This is a genomic window from Kitasatospora sp. NPDC057512 (genome assembly GCF_042802135.1).
GTDB lineage: Bacteria > Actinomycetota > Actinomycetes > Streptomycetales > Streptomycetaceae > Kitasatospora.
The window spans coordinates 22021-28104 of sequence record NZ_JBHVET010000024.1 but is presented as its reverse complement, the minus strand read 5'-3'; the positions used below and the strand labels follow the sequence as shown (position 1 = coordinate 28104).

The window sequence follows — 6084 nt, the reverse complement described above, 5'->3', positions numbered from 1 at the left end:
GCCCGTCCTCACCAGGACCGGCGGTGCGGCGCCGTGCGCACGGTGTCGCGATCAGGCGGCGGGGTGGCCGCTCTCGGCCCCGGTGGCGTAGGCCTGCCACTCACGGGGGGAGATTCCGAAGGCGTCACGGAACGCCCGGCTGAAGTGGGAGTGGCTGACGAAGCCCCAGCGGTGCGCGACGGCGGACACACTGGTCTGCCGACGGGACGGGCGCCCCAGCTCCCGGCGGCAGGCGTCCAGCCGGCGCCGCCGCACCCACTGGCCCACGGTCATCCCGTCCTGCTGGAAGAGCTTGTGGAGGTAGCGCACCGAGATGTGCTGCGAGCGGGCGATCGATCCGGGCGAGAGGTTCGGGTCGGCGAGGTTCTGCTCGATGTGGACGCGGATCCGGGAGAGCAACTCGGCCGCGCCGTTGGGGTGTTCGGGGTCCTCCTGGTCGAGCAGCTCGGCCACCAGGATGGCGATGATGTCGGAGGCGCTGAGCGCGAGGTGGTGGCCCGGCCGGGCCCGGTGGGCCCGCGCCTGGGCGGCCAGGGCGTGCAGGAACTGGGAGGCGAGCGAACCGATCCCCTCGTTCCCCCGCGCCATCAGCCCGCCCGCGCGCCGGACGTCGCCCTGCCGGACGCCCAGATAGAAGCAGGGGACGCGGAAGCGGACCATCCGGCACCCGGAGTCCCGCAACAGGCCCGCCGGGTGCGGGGTGGCGCTGATCAGCAGGTCCCCCGGGGCCAGCACGGTGCTGGCATCGCCGCGCCGGTAGGAGGCCGCGCCGTGGACGTGCAGGGCGACGTAGAGGCAGTCCTCGGGATCGGTCCCGGGCGGCGGGGAGAGGATGTCGATACAGCCGACGCCGCCGCCGCGGGCGGCCTGGTCGAGCAGGTGGGCTTCGGGCGCGGGGGCTTCGGGCATGGGCGAGGGACCCGACTGGTTCACGGGGGGACTCCGACCGGTTGGAAGTGGTGCTGTGCGAATGCCGGCGAGGGCGGCTCGCCGCACGGCGGGGCGGCGGCGCCTGGCAACGGGGGCGCTCAGGTGGGGAAGTTCTTCTGGCGCCATTCATAACAAGGAGCGGAACGACTGGACAAACATTCAACAAACCGGGCTTCCAGCGGCTCCGCCGACCCGGACGGCGCTCATCCCGAGTGGCGTCCACTCCCCCGCGCAGGCCTTGCCGGCACCTCGCGCGGGGAGCCAACGAGCTTGCGGGGCAACGAAGTTCGGCCACTTCGGCGGAGCGGCGACAATCGGTGGGACCGCCCGACCGCACCGCTCCCCGCCGACGGGCACGGCCACGACGGACCCGCTTCCCGGCCGGCCCGGAGGCCGGGAAGGTGCACGGGTCGTCACGTCGCCGTGCACCGCCGGAACATTCCCGCCGACCCCCTTTTCCTAGCCTGAACGGCGGATCCGCCACCCCCGGGTCCACGCCAGTTCCCGGGTCCACGCCAGTTCCCGGGGCCCGGGGCCGGACCGCCGCGCCGCCCGCCCGGCCCCGCCCCGGCTCTCGCGCACCGGCGCCCGGCACCCGCCCCGACACCGACCCCGACACCGCCCCAGGAGAATCCATGCCTGCCCACCAGTCGCTGCCCGGCTCCTCCCAGCCCCGCCCGGAGGCCGCCTGCACCGAGGTCCTCCTCGACGCCCGACTCGTCCTGGGCGAGCACCACTCCCTCGACGTCCCCGTGCGCCTGGGCTACCGCAGCGACGACCCGATCGCCGTCTCGCTCGAGTTCCTCGGGCCGGCCGCCGAGGCGGGCGTCTGGCGGTTCTCCCGCGACCTCCTCTGGGAGGGACTGCAGCGGCCGGCCGGCCAGGGCGACGTCCGGATCTGGCCCCCCTGCACCTGCCACGGCCGGGCGGCCCTGCGCGTCATGCTCCGCAACCGCGACGACGTCGTCCTGATCGACCTCCCGTCCCGTCAGGTGCGCCGCTGGCTCCGCCGGGAGACCTTCGCCCTCGTCCCCCCGGGCACCGAAGCCGACGCGATCGACTGGGACGCCGTGCTGCCCGGCCGCACCGGCTGACGGCCCCGCTGCCGCCACCTGCGGCACAGCGGCCGACCACCACCGCGTACCCTCGGGAGGCCGGGAACAACGGCACGGCCGGAACCCGACTCCGGTCGGCGTGGGTGGACGGGAAGAAGCTCGAATGGCAGGGTCAGGCGGTCCGCTGTCCCATCGCGGTCTGCGCGGCCGCGAGGCCGAGCTCGCACAGCTCCGGGCGCTGATCACCTCGGTGGCCGGCACCGGCAGTAGCGGACTGGCCCTGATCCAGGGCGAACCGGGCATCGGCAAGACCACCCTGCTCGCCGAGGCCGTCTCCCGGGCCGCCGCGGCGGGGTTCTCCGTGGGCCTCGGCAAAGCCGACGAGCTGCACCACATCGTGCCGTTCTCGTCGTTGGCGGCCAGCATCCTGCACGGCGACCGGCCGCTGCTGTCCGGCGACGACCTCGCCGATCTCACCCGCAACCACGACCAGCGGATCTGGCTGGTGGAGCGCCTGGCGGAGGCGATCGAGGCCCGGGCCGCCGACGCCCCGGTGCTGATCGGTCTGGACGACGTACAGTGGGCCGACGCGCTGAGCCGGTTCGCCCTGCAACAGCTGCCGACCCGCCTGCGGACCTCGCCGGTCCTGTGGCTGCTGACCGGGCGCCGCGAGCCCGCGGGCCCGGCGGAGGAGATCGTGGCGGCCGCCGCCGGCGACCTTCCGACGGTCACGGTGTCGCTGGGCCCGCTGTCCGGCGCGGCCATCGGTCAACTGACCGACGACATGCTCGGGCCGGCGGTCGACCCGTGGGTGCGGGACCTGCTCGACGGCGCCGGCGGGAACCCGTTCCTGGCGGTCGAGATGCTGGCCGGACTGCGGGCCGCCGACGCCTCGCGCGATGTCGTGCCCTCCCGGCTCGTGGTCGGCGTGCGCGGCAGGCTCCGGTCCCTGCAGCCCGAGACGCTGTGCTTCCTCCAGATGGGCGCGGTGCTGGGCCGCCGGTTCGGCTTCGACGACGCCGCCGTGCTCTGCGACCGCCCGGCCGCCGCCCTGCTCCCGGCGCTCGAGGAAGCGGTGCGCGCCGAGCTCCTGGACGACGACGGCGACCACCTGGTCTTCCGGCACGATCTGCTGCGCCAGGCGGTCTACGCCGACATCCCGCCGTCGGTCCGCAAGGCCCTGCACCGCGAGGCCGCCCACCGCCTGGTCGCCGCGGGCCGGCAGCCGGCCGACGCCGTGCCACACATCCTCCGGGGCGCCGTGCCCGGGGACGAGGAGGCCGTGGCGCTGCTGCGGCGAGCGGCCGACGACGTGCTGGCGGTCACCCCCGGCCCGGCGGCCGACCTGATGCTGCGCGCCCTCGAACTGACCCCGGCGGCAGGGAGGTTGAAGTTCGAGGTGGGCGAGCAGACGATCCTCTGCCTGACCCGGGCCGGCCGCGACCGCGAGGCGCTGGAGACCGGTGACCGGCTGCTGGCCGACCGGCCGCCACTGGAGGCCTTCGGCCGGCTCCAGTCCGCCCTGGGAGGGGCGCTGTGGACCATGGACCTCGCCGACGAACTGCGCCGCCGGGCCGAGGCCGCGCTCGCCGCCGGCGGCTCCGCCCCGGAGATCTGCGCACGGCTGGCCGCCCTGCGCGCCCTGGCCCTGTCCCGGGGCCGCGACCTGGCCGCGGCCCGGGAGGCCGGCGAGACCGCGCTGCGGACCGCCACCGCGATCGGCGACCGGGAGGCACACGTCCTGGCCCTGTCCGGGCTGGGCGAGATCGCGCTGAACGCCGGGGACAACACCGTCGCGCTGGAGCGCTTCGCCGCGCTGAGCGCCATCGACTCCGCCTTCCTCCCCGAGGAGGTCGTCGCACACGTGCACCTGGACGACTTCGCCTCCGCCGAGCGCCTGCTCCTGCGGGCGGCGGACCGGGGCGGTGCCGTGCGTCAGGCCATGCTGCTGTGGGCCCAGGGCCAGCACGACCTGGGGCTCGGCCGACTCGACGACGCCGAGGCCGACTTCGTGACCATGGAGCGCCTGGAGGACGAGGTTCGGGTGCCCGTCCAGCAGCTGAACGGTCGGGTGATCCGCTCCCGGATCGCCCTGCTGCGCGGCGACCGGGAGGCGGCCGGGGAGCACCTGCTCGCCGCCCGGGAGCGACTGGCCGTCAAGCCGAACCCGGGCAACACGGCCGCGGTGCGCTTCCTGGAGGCCGTCCACGCCGAGGCCGACGGGGACGTCGCACTCGCCGTCGACCGGATCCGCCGGGTGCAGGAGCAAGGACCGTTCATGCGCTGGCGGCTGCTGCGCGACTGGGTCGACGCCGCGGTCCGGATGTCCCTGCGCGGCGGGGAGCGGCGGCTCGCCGAGGACCTGGCCGCGCAGGCCGAGGCCCACGCCGGACGCAACCCGTCCGTGCCGACCGCCACCGGCATCGCGGCGCAGGCCCGCGGGCTCGTACGGAACGACCCGGCCGTGCTCGAACAGGCCGTGGACCTGCTCGGGGCGAGCCCCCGCCCGCTGACCCGGGCCGCCGCCCACGCCGATCTCGGCCGGGCCCTCCTGGCCGCGGGGCGGCGACGCCGGGCGGTGGCCGCGCTGACGCGCGCGCGGGACGGGTTCACCGAGTCGGGTGCCCACGCCGCGGCGGCGCAGGTCCACCGCGACCTGGAGGGCGCCGGGGCCGACACCCGCCGGACGGCGACCGTGCGGCGCCCCGTCCAGGGCTGGGGTGCCCTCACGGCCTCGGAGGAGAAGGTCGCCCGCCTCGTCGCCCAGGGCCACACCAACAGGTCGGCCGCCGACGTGCTGGTGGTGTCCCCGCACACCGTCAACACCCATCTGACGTCCGTGTTCCGCAAGCTGTCGATCGGCTCCCGGGTCCAACTCGCCAACCTGGTCGCCTCCCTCCCCGAGGCCTGAGGGGCATCAGGTGGGTCACGGACAGCGGGGGCGACGTCGCGGCGGGCGCCGGCGGGCCGCCCCGGGCGCCGTCGCGGCCCTTGGAGACGGGGCAAGGGTCGGCGGGGCGGAGCTGAGTCGTTTCGGCACGGTCTTCTCGGCGTCTCCGGAGTAGTGGTCGCTCAGGTCACTCGCGGCACGAGGCTAGAGCCGCCCCGCCGCCGGGTTTGGCCGACCGCGCACCGCCGTTCGCCCGAGAGCGCACAGACCGTCCCGGCCGTCGCCCGGGATCGTCGAACAGCTCGCGCCTGGCCGCCGGGCGGTCCGCCAGGGCTCGGCACGCCTCCTTGGTACGTTCACGCGATGCCCCGCCACGGCCGGACCGGCTTGGCTGGGACTCCCCCCGTCCCGCTCCGCCGCCCAGTCGAAGGCCACCGGCATGCACAGACCCACCCCCGTTCCACCGACCGTCGTCCTGGTGCACGGGGCTTTCACCGACGCCTCGTCCTGGTCGAAGGTCATCGGCCCGCTGCGCGCCGCCGGTCTGACGGTGCACGCCCCCGCCAACCCGCTGCGCGGCCTGGCGCAGGACGCCGCGTGCGTCCGGAGCCTGCTGCGCGAGCTCGGCACCCCCGTCGTCCTGGTCGGCCACGGGTACGGCGGCGCGGTCATCACCCAGGCGGCCGACGACACCGACCAGGTGGTGGCCCTGTGCTACGCCGCCGCGTTCGGCCTCGACGCCGGCGAGTGCGTGCTGGACATCACCAACCGCTTCGCCCCCTCCGCGCTGGCCGGCGCGACCGTCACCACCACCCTCCCCTCCGGGGCCGACAGCGAGGTGTCCATCCACCCGGAACGGTTCCGGCAGCTGTACGCCGACGACCTGTCACCCGAGGCCGGGCAGGCGCTCGCCGCGGCACAACGCCCGATGGCCTGCGGCGCGCTGACCGACAGGTCGGGCTCGCCGGCCTGGGCGGACAAGCCGTCCTGGTACGCCATCGCGACCGCCGACCGGATGCTCAACCCCGCCGCCCAGCGCTTCATGGCCCAACGCATGGCGGCCACCGAGTACGTGCTGGACGCCTCGCACGCCCTCCCGCTGTCGCGGCCCGAAGCCGTGGTGGCGATGATCCGGGAGGCCACCGGGCACGCCACGGGTACTCCGGGGGGTGTTTAATGTTCGTTCGAACGGAAGAGTCCGATTGGACC

4 protein-coding genes are annotated in these 6084 nt (G+C 75.4%); 3 read left to right on the top strand and 1 reads right to left on the bottom strand.

From position 1 onward, the window contains the following. Positions 1-51: 51 nt before the first annotated feature. Positions 52-909: a helix-turn-helix domain-containing protein gene (locus ACFU6K_RS03535; RefSeq protein WP_380660648.1), complete on the bottom strand. Its 858-nt coding sequence runs from the start codon at positions 907-909 to the stop codon at positions 52-54. 656 nt (positions 910-1565) lie between these two features. Between ACFU6K_RS03535 and ACFU6K_RS03530 the strand changes: the two genes are divergently transcribed. The 3 genes from ACFU6K_RS03530 (at position 1566) to ACFU6K_RS03520 (ending at position 6052) form a co-directional block, all read left to right on the top strand. After that, positions 1566-2024: an SsgA family sporulation/cell division regulator gene (locus tag ACFU6K_RS03530; protein WP_380660647.1), complete on the top strand. Its 459-nt coding sequence runs from the start codon at positions 1566-1568 to the stop codon at positions 2022-2024. A 124-nt stretch (positions 2025-2148) separates the two neighbouring features. Next, entirely contained in the window at positions 2149-4896 is a 2748-nt protein-coding gene (locus ACFU6K_RS03525) for an AAA family ATPase (protein WP_380660646.1), read from the top strand. Between the two features lie 418 nt (positions 4897-5314). Beyond that, positions 5315-6052 (top strand): alpha/beta fold hydrolase, encoded by a 738-nt coding sequence (locus ACFU6K_RS03520; protein ID WP_380660645.1) that lies wholly within the window; start codon positions 5315-5317, stop codon positions 6050-6052. Positions 6053-6084: the final 32 nt, after the last annotated feature.